The 4,139-nt window shown below is 35.3% G+C and carries 2 protein-coding genes and 1 pseudogene; all 3 read right to left on the bottom strand.

From position 1 onward, the window contains the following. Positions 1 to 311 precede the first annotated feature (311 nt). On the bottom strand, positions 312 to 1,424 hold the full coding sequence (gene mnmA / locus OZD62_RS01760) for a tRNA 2-thiouridine(34) synthase MnmA (protein ID WP_275019308.1): 1,113 nt from the start codon (positions 1,422 to 1,424) through the stop codon (positions 312 to 314). A gap of 202 nt (positions 1,425 to 1,626) precedes the next feature. Then, positions 1,627 to 2,703: a rod shape-determining protein gene (locus OZD62_RS01755; protein ID WP_007548791.1), complete on the bottom strand. Its 1,077-nt coding sequence runs from the start codon at positions 2,701 to 2,703 to the stop codon at positions 1,627 to 1,629. Positions 2,704 to 2,726: 23 nt separating this feature from the next. Further along, positions 2,727 to 4,079 (bottom strand): annotated as a pseudogene (locus tag OZD62_RS01750) (gluzincin family metallopeptidase); the annotation flags it as partial. Between the last annotated feature and the right edge of the window lie 60 nt (positions 4,080 to 4,139).

Below are 4,139 nucleotides of genomic sequence, written 5' to 3'. Positions count from 1 at the left end.
TTATTCACTATCCATTTTTTAAGTTGGCGTTTTTTAATGTTTTAAATGCTTTATAAGCGTATTTCAGCTTGTGTAGGTAAAAACCCAGAAATTTGATAAAGACATAGAGTGCACATAGTGCAAAAAATTAAACATGAGACGCCAGATACGTGAGTTTTTTTGTCATTTAATCTGTACAGAGAAGATAAATAAATAGCTTCAGTTTCATGATAAGGGGGCTGGCGGAGTTTGTCAAGCAAGTTTTTTCGTTTCTGTTATATGGTTATGCAAGAAGTCTATTGTATGTTTACACTCTGCATTAAAGCTTTTAGTTAAGAGCATATCCATCCACCGCCGATAACTTGCTCATCTTTATACGCTACACAGGCTTGACCTGGACTGATGCCAAAGTAATCGTCGTTTAAAATGACACAGGCTTTATTTTTTTCGTCAGTTGAATGTATTGTTGCTAAACTTCCCACATGTGATGATCTCAGCTTCACAGTTACTTCCATACCTTCCTTTGGTTGTTCTAACCAATTTAACTCCTTGATCAATATTTTTTTTTGCATTAATACGTTGATCGGACCTACTATAACCTCATTATTTTCTGTATTAATTTTTATCACATAAAGAGGTTCATTGTGTGCGATACCCAAGCCCTTTCTTTGCCCCACTGTAAAATTTACTATGCCACTGTGCTCGCCTAGCACTTTTCCATTAACATCCACTATTTTACCTTTCTGTACAGATCGTGGAGCTAATTTAGCTATTGTTTTACTATAGCTTTCGGAAACAAAGCATATATCTTGACTGTCCTGCTTTTCAGAAATTTGTAAGCTGAAATACTTTGCTAATTTTCTTATATCACTTTTATAGAACCCACCTAGTGGAAATCGCAAAAGCTTCAATTGCTCTTGAGTTGTAGCAAACAAAAAATAACTTTGATCTTTACTTTTATCAATGCTTCTGCACAACTTTACCTCACCATTTTTTTCTAACCTTCTCACGTAATGTCCTGTTACGAGCACATCCGCACCAAGATTTTTTGTAACTTGCAATAGATCACGAAATTTTACCGTTTGGTTACATCTCACGCATGGTATGGGAGTTTCCCCACGCATATAGGTACTCGCAAAATCCTCTATTACTTCCTTTTTGAATATTTCCTCATAGTTTAAAATATAGTGAGGAAAGCCAACACTTTTAGCTACACGCTTAGCGTCATAAATATCCTGTCCAGCGCAGCATGCGCCCTTTCTTGCGTTAGCATTACCGTCGGTGCCATAGAGTTGAAGAGTCACACCTACCACTTTGTACCCAAGGTTATGTAGCAGTGCTGCAGCAACGGAGCTATCAACTCCCCCGGACATTGCAACAACAGCCTTGGTCTGGTGCGGAGCTTTATCTTTTAGCAGAGGTTCTATTTCAAATTCTTTTAGCATAATCGCCTTAATTTATAAACACAAACTTGGTGTCATGCAAGTAGCTGACACTGGAATCTAGTTTCTATTACACAATTTCATCGAAACAGCATACTTGTTTATAGTCAATTTTTCTGGATCCCAGTGTTGGCTACTTGGATGACATCTTTATGCTTGAGGTAAAATTTGCTATAAAATTCGATGAACTACCTTTAAAAATAATTTAATCCTGCTTAAATAAAACATGGCCAAAATAATCCATGTTTTCAAGCACTTTTCCGCTACCCAGAGCAACACAACAAAGTGGGTCATCTGCAACACGAACCGGTAATTTTGTTGTTTCACTGATAACTTTACCTAGATTACGTAATAATCCACCACCACCGGATAAAACTATTCCTCTATCGACTATATCAGAAGAAAGTTCAGGTGGAGTGCTCTCCAGCGCAGTCTTAATAGCAGAAATTATCTGATGTACAGGCTCTATTAAACTCTCTGCAACTTGGTATTCTGATAAAAGCATTTCTTTTGGCATGCCACTCACTAAATCCCTGCCCTTAATTATCATTCCCTCTTTGTTATTTTCACCTGGCAGACTGGCTGAACCTATGCTTTTCTTAATTTTCTCAGCGGTTGTTTCACCGATTAATAATTTATGATTTTCACGAATATATGACTTTATTGCCTCATCCATAATATCGCCACCTACTCTGGCAGAACGTGAATAAACAATTCCGCCTAAAGAAATAATTGCAACTTCAGTTGTACCGCCTCCTATATCAACAATCATAGAACCCTCAGGTTCAGTAACCGGGAGCCCAGCTCCGATTGCTGCAGCCATTGGTTCTTCAATTAAAAATACTTCATTTGCACCAGCACTTTCTGCTGCATCTTGTATAGCACGCCTTTCAACTGGCGTGGATCCAGATGGAACGCATATGATAATATTAGGTTTATTAACAGTGAATTTTGTGTTTGCACTGCGTATGAAATATTTTAGCATTTCTTCCGCACTTTTAAAATCAGCAATAACTCCATCCTTTAAGGGCCTTATCGCCTCTATTTCTCCAGGCGTTTTCCCAAGCATCATTTTAGCTTTTTTACCAAAAGCATAAGGAACGTAACTTCCTTTTTCTTTTATTCTTGCTACAACTGAAGGCTCATCAAGCACTATTCCCTGATTTTTCTGATAAACTAAAGTGTTTGCAGTACCAAGGTCTATAGCAATATCGCTAGCAAACAAACCTTTGAAAGTAAAAAGGCTATAAAACTTTCCGGTTAATTTTCGAACAAAATTCATACATAACTCAAGAAAACCATTTATTAAGACAAATTATACTTTTCAGATAAGTAGTAAGTAACACACTCAACGTCTAAACCCTTACCTGTTACTTTTTTTAGCAGTTCCAGGCCACACTTTGCACTGTATATATTTTGAGATAACCAACTGATAAGTAAACTAAAATCTCCTTTTATTATAGCACTTAATGATTCGTAATGATTCTTTTTAACGCAAGAGAAAATCTGCACAGCAGCAATTAAAGCAATAATTTTTATAGGAAAGTAGCCCATAACACCGCTTGCCCAATATTCATCTTGAAAATAAGTGTTTAGCTCATTTTCAGCTTTTACTGGAATTTTATAGTGCTTCATACCTTCCAGCCACGCATCATGCAGGTCTTTGACTTCCAATGTACCATTTATTATATCTTGTTCTAACCTAGTTCTCAACATAATATGAGCTAACAGACTAAATTCATCTGCATTTTTTAAAAAAGAAGAAAGGTTTATTTCATTGAAAATCAAGTACAAATTTTCAACACTGCTAACTTTCTCGTTAGTTTTGCCTTTTATAGCAAATTTCTCTTTTATGTGTGGTTGAATAAACTCAATAAATTCTCTGGATGTTCCAATCATCCTTTCCATGAATAACCCTTGAGTTTCATACATAACATGTCTCGTAATTGGACTACTTATAGAATTTTGCGCTAAACATTTTTGATAAATTGCATAACCACTATGCCGTAAAAGTGAAAATAAACCATAACAAAAATCAGATTCATCATAATCTATAGGGTAGTAATAAGAAGTACGAATCTCATTTAGTGCAATACCCATTTGCTGTAAACATAATGAGCCAAGTTCAATCTGTTTCTGAGTAGCAACTTTTTGTATATTAGTAACCTTATCCTTTTTCTGCTTTTCAATTATTTTATCTACATTTTCGCTAAAAAATTTGCCTACCTTGGGGAATACTTCCCTTATATTCTTTTCTGTGATATCAGAGTCATAGTCAGCAAGCAGTGAGTCGTATTTTGAGCATTTTAATTGCTGCGATTTTATAGAAGCTACTTCGCGAATGAGTGTGATTAAATCAGTAAAACGTTCTTTTAGTTTTTCTAAGTTACTGGTTTCAGAATGGGATAGCTTCCATAAATTTTGGCATTCAACCTTAGCTTTGGATAAAGACTTTACTAAATCAATAGGAACAGCACTGTTGCTTTTATGTATTCTCTCTATTAACTTTAGCTGCTGAGTATTTGCACTTTTTTTGTTACCAAGAGCATCTGCTAATGATTCCTTTATTGCGTCATGAGAGATAATTTCATGTCTGATTTCTTCTAGAAGACTCATTTGTTCAACTTTGTCCTCTATATTCAATTGGCTTTGGTTTAGTTATTTAGTTATTTAGTTATTTAGTTATTTAGTTATTTAGTTATTTAGTTATTTAGTTAT

It is taken from the genome of Wolbachia endosymbiont of Drosophila seguyi, from assembly GCF_028981765.1.
GTDB classification, from domain to species: Bacteria; Pseudomonadota; Alphaproteobacteria; order Rickettsiales; family Anaplasmataceae; genus Wolbachia; species Wolbachia pipientis.
The sequence above is the reverse complement of the archived record's forward strand: the minus strand, read 5'-3'. Positions and strand labels throughout refer to the sequence as shown.